This is a genomic window from Clostridium sp. JS66 (genome assembly GCF_033561535.1).
Classification (GTDB): domain Bacteria; phylum Bacillota; class Clostridia; order Clostridiales; family Clostridiaceae; genus Clostridium_AM; species Clostridium_AM carboxidivorans.
The window spans coordinates 5,638,243-5,657,126 of the sequence record NZ_CP131467.1 but is presented as its reverse complement, the minus strand read 5'-3'; the positions used below and the strand labels follow the sequence as shown (position 1 = coordinate 5,657,126).

At 29.1% G+C, this 18,884-nt stretch carries 19 protein-coding genes and 4 other annotated features; of the genes, 15 read left to right on the top strand and 4 right to left on the bottom strand.

Going from position 1 to position 18,884, the window contains the following annotated elements; translation table 11 throughout:
- Positions 1-90 precede the first annotated feature (90 nt).
- Both Q6H37_RS26245 and Q6H37_RS26240 read left to right on the top strand, forming a co-directional pair.
- The gene (locus Q6H37_RS26245) at positions 91-912 is read left to right on the top strand and encodes a MerR family transcriptional regulator (RefSeq protein WP_318737854.1); all 822 of its coding nucleotides are present in this window, start codon (positions 91-93) and stop codon (positions 910-912) included.
- A gap of 93 nt (positions 913-1,005) precedes the next feature.
- Positions 1,006-1,707 (top strand): B3/4 domain-containing protein, encoded by a 702-nt coding sequence (locus Q6H37_RS26240; protein WP_007062976.1) that lies wholly within the window; start codon positions 1,006-1,008, stop codon positions 1,705-1,707.
- Positions 1,708-1,803: 96 nt separating this feature from the next.
- Here the strand turns inward: Q6H37_RS26240 and Q6H37_RS26235 are convergent, their stop codons facing one another.
- The gene (locus Q6H37_RS26235; RefSeq protein ID WP_318737853.1) at positions 1,804-2,274 is read right to left on the bottom strand and encodes a hypothetical protein; all 471 of its coding nucleotides are present in this window, start codon (positions 2,272-2,274) and stop codon (positions 1,804-1,806) included.
- Positions 2,255-2,989, bottom strand: a complete 735-nt coding sequence (locus Q6H37_RS26230) for a DUF6873 family GME fold protein (protein ID WP_318737852.1) — start codon at positions 2,987-2,989, stop codon at positions 2,255-2,257. Before Q6H37_RS26230 ends, Q6H37_RS26235 begins: the two co-directional genes overlap by 20 nt.
- A gap of 137 nt (positions 2,990-3,126) precedes the next feature.
- On the opposite strand from Q6H37_RS26230, the gene ytxC reads away from it, so the two are divergent.
- From ytxC to Q6H37_RS26170, 12 genes are all read left to right on the top strand, one after another.
- Complete coding sequence (ytxC, locus tag Q6H37_RS26225; protein ID WP_318737851.1) at positions 3,127-4,026, top strand: putative sporulation protein YtxC; 900 nt, start codon at positions 3,127-3,129, stop codon at positions 4,024-4,026.
- A 105-nt stretch (positions 4,027-4,131) separates the two neighbouring features.
- Positions 4,132-4,402: a binding site (T-box leader), on the top strand.
- Positions 4,403-4,543: 141 nt separating this feature from the next.
- Positions 4,544-4,829: a binding site (T-box leader), on the top strand.
- Between the two features lie 72 nt (positions 4,830-4,901).
- Positions 4,902-6,818, top strand: a complete 1,917-nt coding sequence (gene thrS, locus Q6H37_RS26220; RefSeq protein ID WP_318737850.1) for a threonine--tRNA ligase — start codon at positions 4,902-4,904, stop codon at positions 6,816-6,818.
- Between the two features lie 43 nt (positions 6,819-6,861).
- Positions 6,862-6,973: a sequence feature (ribosomal protein L20 leader region), on the top strand.
- A gap of 31 nt (positions 6,974-7,004) precedes the next feature.
- The gene (infC, locus tag Q6H37_RS26215) at positions 7,005-7,526 is read left to right on the top strand and encodes a translation initiation factor IF-3 (protein ID WP_034826338.1); all 522 of its coding nucleotides are present in this window, start codon (positions 7,005-7,007) and stop codon (positions 7,524-7,526) included.
- A 19-nt stretch (positions 7,527-7,545) separates the two neighbouring features.
- Positions 7,546-7,743: a 50S ribosomal protein L35 gene (rpmI, locus tag Q6H37_RS26210; protein ID WP_007061857.1), complete on the top strand. Its 198-nt coding sequence runs from the start codon at positions 7,546-7,548 to the stop codon at positions 7,741-7,743.
- A gap of 27 nt (positions 7,744-7,770) precedes the next feature.
- The gene (rplT, locus tag Q6H37_RS26205; protein WP_007061858.1) at positions 7,771-8,130 is read left to right on the top strand and encodes a 50S ribosomal protein L20; all 360 of its coding nucleotides are present in this window, start codon (positions 7,771-7,773) and stop codon (positions 8,128-8,130) included.
- A gap of 131 nt (positions 8,131-8,261) precedes the next feature.
- Positions 8,262-9,044 (top strand): RNA methyltransferase, encoded by a 783-nt coding sequence (locus Q6H37_RS26200; RefSeq protein WP_318737849.1) that lies wholly within the window; start codon positions 8,262-8,264, stop codon positions 9,042-9,044.
- Between the two features lie 68 nt (positions 9,045-9,112).
- Positions 9,113-9,342, top strand: a binding site (T-box leader).
- A 121-nt stretch (positions 9,343-9,463) separates the two neighbouring features.
- A complete protein-coding gene (gene pheS, locus Q6H37_RS26195; protein WP_318737848.1) occupies positions 9,464-10,483 on the top strand; it encodes a phenylalanine--tRNA ligase subunit alpha in 1,020 nt (339 codons plus the stop codon).
- 50 nt (positions 10,484-10,533) lie between these two features.
- Positions 10,534-12,915: a phenylalanine--tRNA ligase subunit beta gene (gene pheT / locus Q6H37_RS26190; RefSeq protein ID WP_318737847.1), complete on the top strand. Its 2,382-nt coding sequence runs from the start codon at positions 10,534-10,536 to the stop codon at positions 12,913-12,915.
- Between the two features lie 196 nt (positions 12,916-13,111).
- Positions 13,112-13,717: a cell division protein ZapA gene (gene zapA, locus Q6H37_RS26185; RefSeq protein ID WP_318737846.1), complete on the top strand. Its 606-nt coding sequence runs from the start codon at positions 13,112-13,114 to the stop codon at positions 13,715-13,717.
- Between the two features lie 214 nt (positions 13,718-13,931).
- Positions 13,932-14,207, top strand: a complete 276-nt coding sequence (locus Q6H37_RS26180) for a hypothetical protein (RefSeq protein WP_318737845.1) — start codon at positions 13,932-13,934, stop codon at positions 14,205-14,207.
- 118 nt (positions 14,208-14,325) lie between these two features.
- Positions 14,326-15,411, top strand: coding sequence for a clostripain-related cysteine peptidase (locus Q6H37_RS26175; RefSeq protein WP_318737843.1), 1,086 nt, complete (start codon positions 14,326-14,328; stop codon positions 15,409-15,411).
- A 226-nt stretch (positions 15,412-15,637) separates the two neighbouring features.
- Positions 15,638-17,155, top strand: coding sequence for a hypothetical protein (locus Q6H37_RS26170; RefSeq protein ID WP_318737841.1), 1,518 nt, complete (start codon positions 15,638-15,640; stop codon positions 17,153-17,155).
- A gap of 108 nt (positions 17,156-17,263) precedes the next feature.
- Here Q6H37_RS26170 and Q6H37_RS26165 read toward each other — a convergent pair whose 3' ends face one another.
- Positions 17,264-17,734 carry a hypothetical protein gene (locus Q6H37_RS26165; protein WP_318737839.1) on the bottom strand — a complete coding sequence of 157 codons (471 nt, stop codon included), beginning with the start codon at positions 17,732-17,734 and terminating at the stop codon, positions 17,264-17,266.
- Positions 17,735-17,946: 212 nt separating this feature from the next.
- On the bottom strand, positions 17,947-18,309 hold the full coding sequence (locus tag Q6H37_RS26160; RefSeq protein WP_318737837.1) for a hypothetical protein: 363 nt from the start codon (positions 18,307-18,309) through the stop codon (positions 17,947-17,949).
- A 268-nt stretch (positions 18,310-18,577) separates the two neighbouring features.
- Here Q6H37_RS26160 and Q6H37_RS26155 point away from each other — a divergent pair, with 268 nt between their 5' ends.
- On the top strand, positions 18,578-18,850 hold the full coding sequence (locus tag Q6H37_RS26155; protein ID WP_318737835.1) for a DUF3343 domain-containing protein: 273 nt from the start codon (positions 18,578-18,580) through the stop codon (positions 18,848-18,850).
- The last annotated feature ends 34 nt before the right edge of the window (positions 18,851-18,884 follow it).

Sequence of the window (18,884 nt, the reverse complement as noted above, 5' to 3'; positions counted from 1 at the left end):
TTTGTAATTACCATAACTTATATATTGGATTTTGTATGAAGATATCTATATACTATAAAAACTATACTTTTAATATTGGAGATGAATTCAATGAAAGATTTATTTACCGTTGGTGAAATGTCAAAGTTATTTAATATTAATATAAAGACATTAAGGTATTATGATGAAATTAATCTGTTTAAGCCAATATTTATAGATAAGACTAATAGTTATAGATATTATTCAACAGAACAATTTGAACAATTAAACACAATAAAATATTTAAAAGCACTTGGTATGTCGTTAAAGAACATAGATTATCACTTGAAGGAACGAAGCATTGATAACATTATGGATTTATTAAAAAAGCAGAAAAAAATTACGGAAGAAAAAATGAAGGATTTGGAATCTATAAAACAAAAAATTGAGAACAGGATAAACCAAATTAATTATGCTAGTTATAAAGAGAACTTAGATGTAATTCAGGAAATTGAATTCGAAAAAAGAACTATTGTCTTATTAAAGCAAAGGATAAAATCTGATAATGATTTAGAATTGTCAATTAGACAGTTGGAGAATAAGACTAACAAAGATGCTTCTATATTTAATGGAAAAGTAGGAGTGTCAATTTGCATGGATAAATTAAATTATAGAATATTTGATGAATATGATTATATTTTTTTATTTACAGAAGGTGAAAGATATAATAAGAATTTGGTAAAAGTACTATCTCAAGGAGTTTATGTTACTATTCGTTTTTGTGGAACCCATAGGGATTCTCCAATGTACTATGATAAACTTTTAAGATATATTGAAGAAAAAGGGTATACAATTATAGAGAATTCAATAGAAGTAACACTAATTGATTTTGGATTAACCGTTGATAAATCACAATTTGTAACTGAAATTCAAATATTGATAAATAAATATTGACACTCCAGTTACTGGATGGTTTATAATTTTCTGAACAGATAGGTGAAAAAGATAAACTAATAGTAAATTATAGTTTGGAGTAGGTGATTAATTATGAAATTCAGTGTGTCAAAAGATGTTTTTGAGAAGTTAGGTAATATGTGTATTGGTATTGTAGTAGCTAAAGGTATTGATAACAGTGTGGAAAATGCTGAAGTAACTAAACTTCTAAAGAATAGTATAGAATTAAATGAGACAAAATTTGAAGGTAGAAATGTGAAAGAAGTAGAAGAAATAATGCATTATAGAGATGCATTTATGGAATTAGGTATTAATCCAAACAAATTTAAAAGTTCTATTGAAGCAATGATTGCAAGGGTGGCAAAGAAAAAAGGGCTGCCTAATATAAATCCAATTGTTGATATAGGAAATGCAATCTCACTAAAATATCTTGTTCCACTAGGTGCTCATGATATGGATACTGCTGGAGGAGATATTTCTATTAGGTTTTCAAAAAAAGGAGATACTTTTATTCCTTTTGGAGAAACTGAAGCAGAATGTTTAGAAGATGGGGAACTTATTTACTTTGCAGGACACGAAGTAAGAACAAGAAGATGGATATGGAGGCAAAGTGAAAAAGGAAAAATTGTAGGAGAAAGTAAAAATATATTTTTCCCTATAGATGGATTTAAGGGAAAGAATTATGACAATGTAATTAACGCAAGAGATGAACTAGCAGAATTATTAAAAAAGAATTTCAATTGTGAAGTAAAAGTAGGATTAGTGGATATAAACAACACTGAATTTGAATTGTAAATAAGGATTACTTTCTTCCAAGTAAAGCTCGTAAAATGCCATTTAGGCATTTTACCCAGCTGAACTTTATTAACCGTATTTTTAGTATATCTAAAACTAAAATATTAGAGTTTCTTTTTTTGAATCTTCCAATAAGGAAAACCTCTCTAGTTCTATATAATTTGAATCCTTTATATCCTTTAAAATTTTTGATAGATATTCATCTTTAAATTTAAACTGACATTCATATTTAATTTCACTATTTATGGAATAGTCTATATGAGAAGGAGCAATCCCAACTACATATAGTGGAAAAAGATGTTCTATACTTTTATTTATTAGAGCATACTGATATATTGTAGAGTCTACTATTTGACCATTATAAACATTAAAGCAGTGAGCATATTGTCGTTTATATCCATTCACTTCTACATAGAGAATTCCTCTTATAGCAGGAATATCCATTTCAAGCTTTCTACCAAATTGATAAATCAAACTTGATAATATAGGAGCGTTATTTAAAATTTGATATCTGCTTATACAGTATTTACATATAGTGTCCATCATTTTACTTTTCTCTAAGTTCATTTTGATGATCCTCCTTATTAACTATAAAAATACTTCCTCTATCTATTAGCTTTCCGCTGCTTAAATAAATAGGATTTACATCATATTTTTCTAGAAACTTTATTACTTCATCTTCATATAAGTAATTTTTTAAGTTTCCATAAAAAGCCATAGAGTTTTTGTTTAAAAGACCGCAGCAGCCACCTATAAAGCCATAGTTTAATCCTGGCAGTAATATGTCTCCAGGTGGAAGTAAAAGTACGTCTATATTTTCGCTAATTAAAGCTTTAGCTATAGATTTATCACTGGTTATAATAGCTTTATCATTTACAATGGCAGTGGAACATTTAGTATAACCCTGCTTAACATTTATTGTTTTTTTATCTTTTACATAAAGCATAAGATTAGGATCTGTATACTTTAGGTTATGAACGAACAAATTTGGCATATTCACACTGTTTAACAAAATATCATAGGGATATTTTTCTTGAAGATTATTTTGAGAAAAAACCACTTTAAAATTTATAGAAATCAGCTTATCTACAAATTCTTTATTCATATCTTTATGAACCATTATTGTATCCTCAGAAATTATATGTAAAAGGATATCAGGATGTCCACATACTGCTTCATAGAGCAAATTTGATGGCGGACATATCAATATTTCATATCCTAATTTTTTAAGATTACCTTTTTCTTCATCACTTAGTCTAAAATCTACAATAGCATACTTCATTATTCAATGCACCTCTTTTTATAAAGCTATTATATATTATAACTTTATATTTTCGTGATATGTCGATATTTGAAAATAAATTTTTGAATATACATTTGTTTTAAACATATACTATTTCAAAGAAGGGAGTGGAAATAATGTTATTGCTTACTGTTGTATACGATAATGATAAAGAGAAAGTAATAGATGGAATAAACAATATAAAAGAATATTTTAAAAATAAAAATGTAATAATAGGAATTTCGGAAAGTATAGAATCCAATACTCACTTCGTAAAAATATTTTGTAATGAAGAGTTAAATGATAGATTGAGTAATATGTTTAATGTAAATATAGCTAATATGTTGTATGAAATTGTTATAGATGAATTTTATAAAAAGGATATGGAAATGTTTTTATGTGATACGTATTTTTTCCTTAGACATGATGAAATAAAAGAAATAAGAGAAAATAGCATAAAAGTATTAAAGGGGAAAGAGTCAATAATTGATGAAAATTCAATTTATTATATGAATAAGAGGAATGCTATAATTGACAAAATAGTGGAGTGCATAGTTGAAAATAAAGAAATAAATATAAATGGATTTATAACTTTTAGAATGAAAGAGCTAAGAGAAGATTTAGAAGAAATAGTTGATAAGGTTGTAGAAAGATATATGACCGAAAAAGAATATAATGAATTTATAAAATTATTAAAGTACTTTGTGGAAATTCAAGAAAGTAAAATAGAAGAAATAAATATAATTATAAAAAGTGACGGTAAATATTTGATACAGGATAAGGAAGGTAATGATATAGGAAAAAAACTATTTGCTGATTTAGGAGATCTAAAATATAAAGAAAATACAAATATGGATGATATGATCATAAGTATGTTGATAACTAATTCACCGGGAAAAATAATAATTCATTGTGGGGATAATTGTAGAAATTTGGATTTGATAGATACTATAAAAAAGGTTTTTACAGATAGAGTTCAGATGTGTGATACCTGTAAAATATGTGAAAAGATTAAACACAGTCTCAATAAAGTATGAATTGTAATAATATAAAATTAATAAAGAAAGCATAAAAATATTTAAATATTTTTAATTTAAAGTGTTGACAGTTATTATTTTAGATACTATAATGAGGTATATAATTTAAAGACGTTGATAAGGAAGAGTAAATGACAAACTACTCCAAGAGAGAAAAATCCATTGGGTGAGAGATTTTTTGAGTAAGGGTTATTGAAAACCACCTTTGAGTCGAATACTGAAATTATAGTAAGTATATCCGCTGCCTGCGTTAAAGGTGTAGAGATATCAGTAAAGATAAAATATTATAGCTTTAGTAGTTTTTATTAAAGTATAATTTAGATAATTTGATTACTGTTAAAGTTGGGTGGAACCACGAATAGCACTCGTCCCATGTGTTGGGATAGGTGTTTTTTTATTTAAAATTAACATTAATTGGTGATGTGGGTAAAATTTTAATTATATCATGTTTGAAATTAAATTTCAATAAAAAATACAAAAAACTATTGACAACTATTAACTTAAAAGAATATAATATACAAAAACAGTGATAAGGAAGAGTAGATGTGAAGCTGCTTTAAGAGAGAAGGACCCATTGGTTGAAAGGTTCTTTAGGTAAGAGGCATTGAAAACCACCTTTGAGTTGAATACTGAAATTATAGTAAGTATATCCGTTTCCTGCGTTAAGGGGTTTAGAGATAACAGTAGATATGCAGTAGAAAAATTTTATTTTCTTTATTGTATAGCTTTAATAATCCTTGCCTAAATAAGGCTTAGATGCTGTTGAAGTTGGGTGGAACCGCGAAATAACACTCGTCCCATATTTATTTATGAGACGAGTGTTTTTATATTGTAAATAATTATAATTTAAATAAAAAGATTAGGAGGAAATTATTATGGTAAAGATTACTTTAAAAGATGGAAGTTTAATTGAGGTAGAAAAAGGAACAAAAGTAGCTGATGTAGCTGCTAAATTGAGCACATCCCTAGCAAAAAAGGCGCTAGGAGCTAAGATAGATGGTGAAAGAGCAGAATTAATGGCAGAAGTTAATAATGATTGCAAACTTGAAATATTAACTTTTGATGATGAAGATGGAAAATGGATATTAAGACATACAGGTTCACATATACTTGCTCAAGCGGTAAAGAAAGTATATCCAGAAGTTAAATTAGCTATAGGACCAGCAATAGATACAGGATTTTATTATGATTTTGATGCAGAATTTTCTTTTACTCCAGAAATGCTTGAAAAAATAGAAGTAGAAATGAACAAAATAATTAAAGAAAATTTAAAACTTGAAAGATTTGAGCTTCCAAGAGAAGAAGCTATAAAACTTATGCAAGAAAAGAAAGAATGTTACAAAGTTGAATTAATAAAAGACTTACCAGAAGATGCAGTAATATCTTTCTACAAACAAGGAGATTTCGTAGACTTATGCGCAGGTCCTCACGTACCATCAACAGGAAAGGTTAAAGCTGTAAAATTACTTTCCATCGCAGGTGCTTATTGGAAAGGCGACGAGAAGAACAAAATGCTTCAGAGAATTTACGGAACTGCTTTTGAGAAAAAAGCTGATCTTGATGCATATTTAAATATGTTAGAAGAAGCAAAGAAAAGAGATCACAGAAAATTAGGTAAAGAATTAGACTTATTCAGTATGCATGAGGAAGGACCAGGATTCCCATTCTTCCACCCTAAGGGAATGATAATAAGAAACACTCTTCAAAACTTCTGGAGAGAGATGCATTCAGCAGCTGATTATGATGAAATAATGACTCCTGTAATTTTAAATGAAAAATTATGGAGACAATCAGGACACTGGGATCATTATAAAGAAAATATGTACTTTACTAAAATAGATAATGAAGATTATGCTATAAAACCAATGAACTGTCCAGGATCAATACTTGTTTACAAAAATACAATACACTCATACAGAGAATTACCTTTAAGATATGCTGAAATGGGTCTAGCACATAGACACGAAAAGTCTGGTTCATTACATGGTCTTATGAGAGTTAGATGTTTTACACAAGATGATGCTCATCTGTTCTTAGCAAAGGATAATATTACAGATGAAATCGTAAATGTTATAAAATTAATAGATGACTTCTATAAAGTATTTGGATTTGAATATTTTGTAGAACTTTCAACAAGACCAGAAGATTCTATGGGAAGTGATGAAGATTGGGAAGCTGCTACTAATGGTTTGAGAAAAGCGTTAGATACTATAGGTCTTAAATATAAAGTTAATGAAGGAGACGGAGCATTCTATGGTCCTAAGATAGACTTCCACTTAAGAGATTGCATAGGAAGAACTTGGCAGTGTGGAACTGTACAGCTTGACTTCCAGATGCCAGAAAGATTTGACTTAACTTATATAGGTGCTGACGGAGAAAAACACAGACCAGTTATGGTTCACAGAGTTGTATTTGGTTCTATAGAAAGATTTATAGGAATATTAATAGAGCACTATGCAGGAGCATTCCCAGCTTGGCTTGCACCAGTACAAGTTAAAATAATGAATATTACAGATGATCAAATTGATTATGTAAATAAAGTTGCTCAAGAATTAAAGAAGAATAAATTAAGAGTAGAAGTAGATTTAAGAAATGAAAAAATTGGATACAAGATAAGAGAAGCTCAACTTCAAAAAGTTCCTTACATGCTTGTATTAGGTGATAAAGAGATGAAAGAAAATACAGTAGCTGTAAGAAGCAGAAAGCTTGGAGATTTAGGAGCTATGGCTTTAGATCAATTTGTAGAAAAGATCAAAGGTGAAATTGACAGAAAAGAAAGTTCAGTAGATTAATATAAAAATGTTGACAAACTAAAAATAGTATAGTAAAATACTCTTTGTTAAGAAGAAACAGCCGTTTCTCACCTTACAGCAAAGCTAGTGAGGTTACTACAGTTTTTGTTAGAATTGTATTTTCAGGACGGCTTAAGCCGTCCTTTTTTATATGTTATAAAACATAAGCATAAAACCACCTGGGAGGTGAAAATTATTAATAAAGATTTTCTTATGAATGAGGAAATAAAAAACAAAGAATTAAGGGTTATTGGAGATGATGGTTCTCAGCTTGGAGTTATATCATCAAGAGATGCACTTAAAATGGCTGAAGAAAAAGAACTAGATTTAGTTATGATATCTCCAAATGCTAATCCACCAGTTTGCAAAATAATGGATTTTGGAAAGTTTGTTTATGAGCAAGCTAAAAAAGATAAAGATGCTAAGAAAAAGCAAAAAGTTGTAACTCTTAAAGAAGTTAGACTTAGTCCTACTATAGAAGAACATGATGTTTCTATCAAAGCAAATAATGGACGAAAGTTCTTAGTTGCAGGTGATAAAGTAAAAGTCACTGTTAGATTTAGAGGTAGAGAAGCAGATTATTCTTTTACAGGTAGAAAAATATTAGATGCTTTTTATTCTAGGCTTGAAGATGTTTGTATAATAGAAAAACATGCTAAGCAAGAAGGAAGAAACATGATAATGATTTTAGCACCTAAGAAAGCATAATTGAGAGGAGGAATTTATTATGCCAAAAATGAAAACTAAAAGAAGTGCAGCAAAGAGATTTAAAGTTACAGGAACAGGTAAGCTTAAAAGAGCTAAAGCTTTCAAGAGCCATATATTAACAAAGAAAAGTACAAAAACTAAGAGAAATCTTAGAAAAGCAGGATATGTTTCAGTAACTCAAGAAAAAACAATGAAACAATTAATGCCTTATGTATAATAGATGGTTCGAAGGAGGGTTTTTTAAATGGCAAGAGTAAAAAGAGCGGTAAATGCTCGTAAATATCATAAAAAAATATTAAAGCTTGCAAAAGGCTACTATGGTGGTAAAAGCAAGTTATTTAAAACTGCTAATGAAACAGTTATAAGAGCATTAAGAAATGCTTATGTAGGAAGAAAGTTAAAGAAAAGAGATTTCAGAAAGCTTTGGATAGCTAGAATAAATGCTGCTACAAGAATAAGTGGACTTTCATATTCAAGATTTATGAATGGAATGAAGCTTGCAGGCATCAACATCAATAGAAAGATGCTTTCAGAAATAGCTATAAATGATCCAAAGTCATTTGCTGAATTAGTTGAGATAGCTAAGAAACAAATAAACGCTTAATTTAATATTTACATAAAAAATACAGCTAAATGCTGTATTTTTTTAAGTTACATAGAAAGTATATTGATATAAAAATTAATTAAGTGCAAATATACATGCTTGGATTTATAATTTTGTAAAGGTTGAGTGTTATGGAAGTAATTATAAGTAAAGATAATTCATTAATAAAGGAAATAAAAAAGCTGAAAGAAAAAAAGTATAGGACTAAGAATAATCAGTTCCTAATTGAAGGTTTTAGATTTGTTGAGGAAGCTTTAAAATCAGAATTTCAAGTGCCAATGATTTTTGTAAGTGAGAGTCATAAAAGTAGATTTCAAAGTTTTGATATCGAAAGTAAACTTCAAAAGAGTACTAAGATTTACTGGGTTTCAGAACAAGTATTAAAGCTTTTAAGTGATACAGAAACTCCACAAGGTATAACTGCAGTAGTGGATAATAAAGAATTAAATGTGGAAAACAAAGAAGGATTTTATGTACTTGTGGATAAAGTTCAGGATCCAGGGAATATGGGTACTATTATAAGAACCGCTCATGCATCTAAAGCTCTTGGAGTAATAATTACTAAAGGGACTGTAGATATATATAATGAAAAGACCTTAAGATCAACTATGGGATCCATATTTCATGTACCTGTAATACAGGATAATGATTTAAATAAAGTAAACTTTCTAAAAGAAAAGGGATTTAATTTAGTTGCTAGTTCACTTAATACAGATAAGAATTTTTATGATGTGGATTTAAAAGGGAAAAAAATAATAGCTGTTGGAAATGAAGGTAGTGGCATAAGTGATGAGATATATAGTATGGCTGATATAAAGGTGAGGATACCAATGCCAGGAGGAGCAGAGTCTCTCAATGTATCTGTAGCTGCTGGAGTTATGATGTTTGAAGTTATACGTCAGAGCTTTATATAGCAAAAAAATTAAACTTTGTATTGACAATATAAAGTTATATATGTAAAATAGTAAAATAAGTTAAGAAATATTAAACTATGATAAAGAGAGTAGATATATAATTTTTTTAGAGAGAGAAGGTCGGTGGCTGAAAGCCTTCTTAAAAAGTTTATATATTGAAGTTCACTTTAGAGTTCTAATTGTGAAATTTTAAGTAGCAGTTAGCGGTTAAAACCGATATATTTACAAAGAGGGTATTGTTTTTATAAATGTAATGATATCAATTTGGGTGGTAACGCGGATAAAATCCGTCCCTTTGTTAGGGACGGATTTTTTATATGTATGAAGTTAAACTATATGTGTTTGAAACTTAGTTTAATTTATATAGCAGCGTTTAGCTGGTATAAGAATGTATAACAAAATGTGAAAGGAGAAAAAACATGAAAGAAAAATTAGAACTTATAAAAAATAATGCTTTAGAAAAAATAAAAAATATTTCAAGCAGCTCTGAATTTGAAAATATAAGAGTAAAATACCTTGGAAAAAAGGGTGAATTAACGCAAATACTTAGAGGTATGGGAACTCTTTCAGCAGAAGAAAGGCCTGCAGTTGGAAAAATAGCAAATGAAGTAAGAGCAGTATTAGAAAATGCCATAGAAGAAGGAATCAATAACATTAAAAACAAAGAAAAGAAGGCAAGACTTCAAAATGAAGTAATAGATATTTCTATGCCAGGAATAAAGCAAAACTTAGGCAGAAGACATCCATTAGAACAAACTCTAAATGATATGAAAGATATATTCATAACTATGGGTTTCACTATAGAAGACGGTCCAGAGGTAGAATTAGATTATTATAACTTTGAAGCATTAAATATACCTAAGAATCATCCAGCAAGAGGTGAACAAGATACTTTCTATATAAATGACAACATAGTTTTGAGAACTCAAACGTCTCCAATACAAATTAGAACTATGGAAAAAGAAAAACCACCAATAAAAATGATATCTCCAGGAAAAGTATATCGTTCAGATGCTGTAGATGCTACTCATTCACCAATATTTTATCAAATGGAAGGTTTAGTAGTAGATAAAGGTATTACTTTTGCAGATTTAAAAGGTACTCTTGAACTATTTGCAAAAAAGATGTTTGGAGATAAAGTTAAAACTAAATTTAGACCACATCATTTCCCATTTACAGAACCTTCAGCAGAAATGGATGCTACTTGCTTTGTATGTGGTGGAGAAGGCTGTAGAGTATGTAAAGGAGAAGGGTGGATTGAACTTTTAGGTTGTGGAATGGTTCATCCAGATGTTCTAAGAAATTGTGGTATAGATCCAGAAGTGTACAGCGGATTTGCTTTTGGTTTTGGTGTAGATAGAATGGTTATGCTTAAATATGGACTTGATGATATAAGACAGTTATATGAAAGTGATATGAGATTCTTAAATCAATTTTAATAAAAACAATATATAGGTATAACAAAAACACTAAAAAGGAGAGAGTATAAATGAAAGTTCCAGTTAAATGGTTAAAAGATTATGTGGATATAGATATTTCAGCTAAAGAACTTGGGGATAGACTTACTTTAAGTGGTTCAAAGGTTGAAGGAATAGAAACTACAGGAGATGAAATTCAAAATGTAGTTACAGGAAAGATAGTAGAAATAGTTAAACATCCAGAAGCCGATAAATTGTCTATATGTCAGGTAGATATAAATAAAGAAGAATTATTACAAATTGTTACAGCAGCAACTAATATGAAAGAACAGGATGTAGTTCCAGTAGCACTTCATGGTTCTACACTACATGGTGGACTCAAAATAAAAAAAGGCAAACTTAGAGGAGAAGTTTCTAATGGTATGTTCTGTTCAGAAGAAGAGCTTGGAATAGCTGGAGATAAACCAGTTCATGGGCTTATGATACTTCCACAAGATACACCATTAGGCAAGGATATAAAAGAAGTTTTAGACATGACAAGTTCTGTAATAGATTTTGAAATAACTTCAAACAGACCTGATTGTTTAAGTGTTGTAGGAATTGCAAGAGAAACTGCTGCAACTTTAGGTGGCAGAAAATATAAAATGCCAGAACTAAAATTTGAAGCTGTATGCAAAGATAATATAAAGGATGAATTAAAAGTAGATATAAAAGATAAGCTTTGCAGAAGATACATGGCAAGAGGGGTTAAGAATATTAAAATTCAACCATCACCAGGTTGGATGCAGGATAGATTGTTAGAAGCTGGAGTAAGACCGATAAATAATATAGTAGATATCACAAATTTTGTTATGTTAGAGCTTGGTCAGCCTATGCATGCTTTTGATGCAAGACAGATAACATCTAAAAACATAGTAGTGGAAAGAGCGCTAAATGGAGAAAAGTTTACAACTTTAGATGATGAAGAAAGAATTTTAGATTCAAATGTACTTAATATAAAAGATGGAGATAGAACTATAGGACTTGCTGGAATAATGGGTGGATTAAATTCAGAAGTCCAAGATGATACTACTTCAATAATATTTGAAAGTGCAACTTTTGATGGAACAAATATAAGAATTTCAGCTAACAAATTAGCACTTAGAACAGAAGCATCTTTAAGATTTGAAAAGGACTTAGACCCAAACTTAGCAGAAATTGCTTTAGATAGAGCTTGTCATCTAGTGCAAGAGTTAGAAGCTGGGGAAGTTATGCAAGGTACTATAGACATTTACCCAGAAAAGTTAGAAAGACATACTTTAGAAGTTGATTCTAATTGGATAAATACATTTTTAGGTACAGATATATCAAAAGAATACATGAAAGAGTATTTAGATAGATTAGAACTAAACACAGAAGTTAAAGAAGATAACTTAGTTATAGATGTACCAACATTTAGATCAGATATAAATATAAGAGAAGATGTAGCAGAAGAAGTAGCAAGAATATATGGATATAGCAATGTCCCAACTACTATAATAAAAAGTGTGAATGCAAGAGGTGGAAAGAGCGTAAAACAAAAATTAGATGATAAGTTAGTAGAAACTTTAATGTGCAGCGGACTTAATCAATCTATAAGTTATTCTTTTGTAAGTCCTAAGGTTTTTGATAAAATTCTTTTACCTGAAGATAGTGATTTAAGAAAAGTTGTATCTGTAAGGAATCCACTAGGTGAAGATTACAGCATAATGAGAACAACAACTGTGCCGTCCATGATGGAAGCACTAGGAAGAAATTATTCAAGAAATAACTCATATGTAAGAATTTTTGAAATGGGTAAGGTATATATTCCAAATGAAGATGAAAACAAACTTCCAGAAGAGAGAAATATTCTTACTTTAGGATTATATGGTGATGCAGATTATTTCCATGTAAAAGGAGTAGTTGAAAATATACTTGAAAATTTAGGAATTGACAAGTTTTCATTTAAAAGGGAAAGTGAAAATCCTAGTTTCCATCCGGGAAAAACAGCAGCGCTTTATATAAAGAAGGATTTAGTAGGTATTTTAGGAGAAATTCATCCCGATGTAGCAGAAAACTATGGTGTTGATGAAAGATGCTATGTTGCTGAATTAAACATTGATATATTATACAAATATGCAAATATGGATAAGAAGTATAAGGCAATTCCTAAGTTCCCTGCAGTAACAAGAGATATGGCTATATTGATAGATGATAGTGTACTTGTACAGGATATTGAAGAAATAATGCATAAGCAGGGTGGACATTTATTAGAAAGTATAAAATTATTTGATGTATATAAGGGAGAGCAAATACCAGAAGGTAAGAAGAGTATAGCTTATTCACTTATATACAGAGAAGAAAATAAAACTTTAACAGATAATGAAGTAAATAAAGTTCATGATAAAATAGTTAGAACATTGGAAAATAGGCTTGGAGCACAACTTAGATAGTGTATAAGTAAACATAAAGCTTTGTGTAAATTTAATTTTATACAAAGCTTTATATATACATTGAAGTTTTATTTAAAATGCTGTAAAATTTAGGTAATAATGTTATTCAAATAATAGGTTTAATATATCTAAGTTTTATGATAGAATAATGTTATATAAAACTGTAATAAATAGAGTTATCTAAGAGGGTGTTTACATGAATGTTATAACCGTTAAGATAAATGGAATAGAATATAATTTAAAAGGCGATGAACAAGAAGAATATTTACATAAAGTTGCTGGCTATGTGGACAAGAAGGTTAAAAATATATTAGAAAATAATAGCAAATTAAGTACTTCATCAGCAGCAATTCTTTCAGCAATAAATATAGTAGATGATATGTTTAAAAAGCAAAGAGAGTATGAAAAGCTTTGTGGCGATTTTGAACAAATGGCTAAATTACAAAAAAGTTATGAAGAACAAATTCAATCTTTAAAAAAGCAACTAAAGCATATGGAAGAATATAATGCAGAACTTCAGCAAAAATTAAAAAATGATGTGAATGCCCAGTATTTGGAGCAGAAAGACCAGCATATAGAGAAGTTAATGAAGGAAATGGAAGTAATGCAGAATACAGCTCAAAAATATATGAAGGAAAATACGGAAATTAAATCCGAGAATAAAGAAATAAAATTTCAGTTGCAGTCTTCCAAATATAAAATTATAGATTTACAGCATAAATTATTGGAAAACCAAATAAGTTTAGCTCAAGAGAAAAAAAAAAATAATCCTTTATTGAATAGTGAGAAGAATGTTAAATAAAAATGAAAGATTTTTAATAGTGTAGGAATGTGAGAAAGCAAGATTTACTTTCTCACATTTATTTTTTGTTTAAATGATTAATATGGTACATAGTGAGAATGTATACAATTGTTTATATAAAAAATAGCAATAATAGTATTTCTACATATAATGATAATTGAGATAACATAGCATAGATGGATTAAATAAAAGCAATTTTAAAGGAGATTTTAATATGTCCCCAAAAACATGCTGTTCAGATACTTTAAGTAAGGATAATGAATGTATTATTCAATTTAAGCCATGTGAAATGATTAAAAATGTGAATATAAATGTTGAGTCTGAACCAGATGAATGCTGTTGTAATTTCCATGAGGAAGTAGATGATAGATTTATTATGGCATTAGTATGTACAATAATAAAACAGTTAGATTTTAGATGTAAAAAACATAGGCATAAGCACAAACATAAGCATAGACATAGTAATTGCAGCAGGCATCACCATTCTTAAGATCAAATATTTAAGTTGAAAAGTTTTGTATTTGACGAATTTTAAAATTAATATAATGAAGATTTTTGTAAAAATTTAAGTGAGATTTTATCTACATTATTAAGGATGTGTTTATAATATGCTCAATGAGAATATGCAAAAATGGACTATACTAATTTATGCAGATGGTAATAATGAAATGGAAAGCATAATGTATAAATCATTTTTAGCATGTGAAAAGATTGGATCCAATAGAGATGTAAATATAGTTGTTGAAATGGGAAAATTAGGAAAATATAAAACTTGTGATAAAGATAGTTGGCGTGGAGTAAGAAGATACTATGTTGAAAATGGACACTCTATTTTAATACAAGATTTAGGTCAAACAAATATGGCAGATCCTAATGTTTTGTACGATTTTATAAAGTGGGGATATGAAAATTACGAAGCTGAGCATTTTATGGTAGTGCTTTCTGATCATGGAGGAGATTTTATAGGCTGCTTTACTGATCTAAGTTTAAATGTGCCTTATATTATGGGAATACCAGAAATGATTGAAGCGATTAATGCATTAAGAAAAAATCTACATTATATAATAGATATTTTGGTACTAGATATGTGCTATATGAATTGTGTAGAAATTCTTTATGAATTAGGGCAAGAAGAAAATCCAGCAGTAAGAGCTGCAGTAACTTATGTAGATTATGCTGTCTATGAAGGGATAGATTATAATAAATTAGTTTTTATTACTGAAAAATACAGCAATATTGCTGATTCAAATTTGTTTATAAAACATTTAATAGAGGAGCAGGATTTTAATTTAGCAGCATTTGAAATAAATCATGAAAAACTAGAAAAAATAAAACTTTTATTTAGTAATGCAGCTAAAACAGTGAAAAAACCATTAGAGATGTTTGGTGATTCTAATGTAAATTTGAAAGAAGCGGATTTTTTTAAAAATATCAATGATAGCTTAAAATCAATAGTTATATATAGTAAAAAGACTTTTGCAGGTATAAATGTTTCTATTAATGTAACCTGTGAAGATGTAGGATATTTAATTGTTTTTTATAATAAATTAGCTTTTTCTAACAATAACGCTTGGACTGAACTTTTAAGTAAGGTTGACATAGAGAAGGTACCTGTTCAAAAAGATAAGGTTAATGTAGCTTTACCAGGTATTTCGGAAAGTAAAATTCATTATATATTGAAGTTAAAAAAGTAGTGAAAAAGTGTATTGTAAGAGGTAGAGTCTTGAAAAGAACTCTACTATTTTTAATATTTATAGGAAGGTATTAACAAAAATGTAACTATAGATTGATAATACAAGTACATATGTATAAAGGTAACAATTGTAATAAACTTGAATATTATATTATTGCAAACATGAATCAAATTTTGAAACTTTTTGAAATTTTAGCTAAATAAATGATTAGCAAAGGAGGATATATATGAAAATAGAAAGATATCCTGAAACAAAATGTGATCAATTTAGCATAGTAGACAACAGAGATCAATATTATAAAAATCTCATAAATGCAGAAATAGCAGCAGATCAGTCAATATTATTAGATGATGGGCAGTCTGGTACAACACTTGATGCAAGTGTAACGGCTAATGCAAGTTATACGAAAGAATTTACATGGAGTATAACCAAATCTGCCAATCCTACTCAGCTGAATTTATCTAATGGTGGCACAGGAATATCACAATATACTATTACTGTTACTAAAAGTCAAACAACTACTGATGAAGCAGTTATAAGTGGAGTTGTAACTGTAACAAACATGGGGTCTGCAGCAACTGAAAATTTAAAAATAATAGCAAAACTTACAAAGTCTCCAAGCATGACTGTTATAAATTCCGTTAATGTAGATGTTAGTAGCAATCCTGTACTTGATCCAGGTGAGACAGGTAACTATCCCTATAGTTTAACAATTCCAGCTGCTTTTATTGAAGTAGGTGCAACTTATAAAGTTACAGCTGATGTCACAATTACTAATCATTCAGGACATCTTGGAACTCCATTTGGCCCAAGTCCAAGTGCTACAGCAACTTTGCCAGAACCAACTTTAGTAAATGATAGTATTACTGTTAATGATACTAATCCAGGTAGTGGACCTTATACTTTTTCAGCTAGTGGAACAGAAATGTACTCCATAGACTATGAATGTCCTGATGACAATGGAACCCATATGAATACTGCAACAATTGAGCAAACGGGACAAGAAGCATCTGCTTCTGTTACAGTGAACTGTTCTGGAGATATATTAAAAGTATCAAAAGATGCTAAGACAACTTTAACTAGAACTTTTAATTGGAACATTACAAAATCAGCTGAACCAGATGATATAACTCTTAGTGTTGGTGGAACTGTTCCTGTTAATTATGCTGTGACAGTAGATGAAACGCCTGTAGATAGTAACTGGGCAGTGAATGGAACAATAACGATACAAAATGTATCAGGAAGTAGCGTTACTATAAATAAGATTACTGATATTATTTCACCTGATAATATACCTGCTAATGTAGTTTGTAACGTAACTTTTCCATTTACACTTGCAGCAGGAGCTATATTAACATGCAGCTATAGTGCTGATTTTCCTAATGGAAACACAAGGCTTAATGAAGCTACAGTAACTATTCAGGTTGGAGCTGCAACTATAGATATAAAAGCATCAGCTGTTATCGATTTTAGTAATGCAACTATTAATGTGGAACATGAATGCGTTAAAGTAGAAGATACTTTAGAAGGAGAATTATCACCAAAGCTTTGTGTAACAGATGAACTTCCAAAAACATTTAATTACACACGAACTATAGGACCTTTTGAAAGTTGTGGTGACTTTGAAGTTGGTAATACTGCTTCAGTTAGAGATTTTAACTCAAATGTTCTTTTAGCTCAAGCTAGCAACACAGTAAATGTTCATATTCCTTGTAGAGGATTAATTATTAAAGCGGTAATGTAAAATAAATAAGGGTTTCAGTGCATCAGCATTGAACCCTTTAAATTTATATAATACTTTTAAGTTTAATAAGTTGAACCTGAATGTATAAGTATAGAAAATGATCTTTTACTAAAATTCAGTATAATGATATATAACTTTTGCTTTAAATTTACGTTCATTACAAATACAGTTTTCTTGAATTACAAAACAGAATTTTCCAGCATCGAAATCTTTACATTTGCAACTATCAAGACGGCCAGTAAACATTTTTTTAACCTTATGTGCATATAGTTTGTTATTTTCATAAATTAATACGCTTACGACAATTGTTTTATTTGGACATATATCTTTTAAATTAACATGTAAAAATAATAATCTTCCTTGAAAACTTTTATGGAGGTTTATACATTTTTGGGGTTTATCATTACAGCAGTTATTTGAAGGTGGATCATCATTAGAACAGCATTGGGTGTTAAAAACAAAATTACCAAGGTTTCTGTGGCAGCTTTTATTAATATGTTTACTAGGCAAATTTTTACCATGCACGTGACTATGCATTTTTTTTATTGAATCATTTTTAGAAAAATTATCTGTATTCATTGTTTTTCACCTCCTTATTTTCGTACATAGATATTATTTTACATAGTATATTTTCAATTTTTAAGTACCTATTATTTATCTAACATATGAATTTATTTTATTTAGGTTAGGTATTTTACATGATCTTATATAACTAGCTTGTAGTTTTGTAAAAAAGGATATCTATCTAGATATCCTTTAAACCTAGTTTTAAGTTTTAAAAATTAAATCATTTATATAGTACAACATCCTAAAATATAATTACCGCATGCAATATCAACACTAAAAGTACATGCCACATCTGTGCAAGCTTCTACATCAACCATAACATTTTTGAAATGTCGTGTTACATTTACACATGCACATTTATCAGCATTAGGAACATCTACATCGAATATGTCACATACAGTTGCAACTATTCTGTTATCACATTTAACAACTGCAACTATACCATATCTGGTTTTATTGCAAAGTCCTGTTATGGTGACATCAAAATCTACTAAAGGGCAATTACAGATGTCAACGGTGCCTTCACCAGTAGGACATACAGCAGGATGGATAAAAGGGCCGAGAACGGCTTTGCATGATACGCTCATTATTTTTTCCTCCTAATGATTAATACATAGATTTTGGGAATCTATGTATTTTATGAGGGGTAAAATACATAGATTTTATAATAGTAATTTCTAATTGTCTTTGCAATATTATCATATTCACTAAGCTTTTACTTGTTACAAAAATTAGGTAATATACTATCTTTAGTATTTATGGTAGTGAAGAATATTGCATGATTTAACAAACTGATATTTAAATGCATATTATAAAATAAAAAATCATTTGTGGGATAAATAGGAGGTAAACATTATGAAAAAAGACAGTGGCGATTATTTAATGGTATTTTCTAGTTATAGTAAAGCATTATTGATATATAACAAACTTACAAAAAAGGGATGTAAAGTTAATTTTATTTCTACTCCTTGTGAAATTACTTTGGGATGTAGCTATTCTATTAGATTCAATGAGGAGAGTTTTGAAATTGTTAAAAGTGAATTAAAGAACAATAGTATTAAAGCTAAATCTGTATATAAAATAGTTTTGCAAGATAACAAGGAAGCTTATCAATTAATAAAAGGATAAGTTTAAAAATATTTGAAAGATTTAAGGAGGAGAT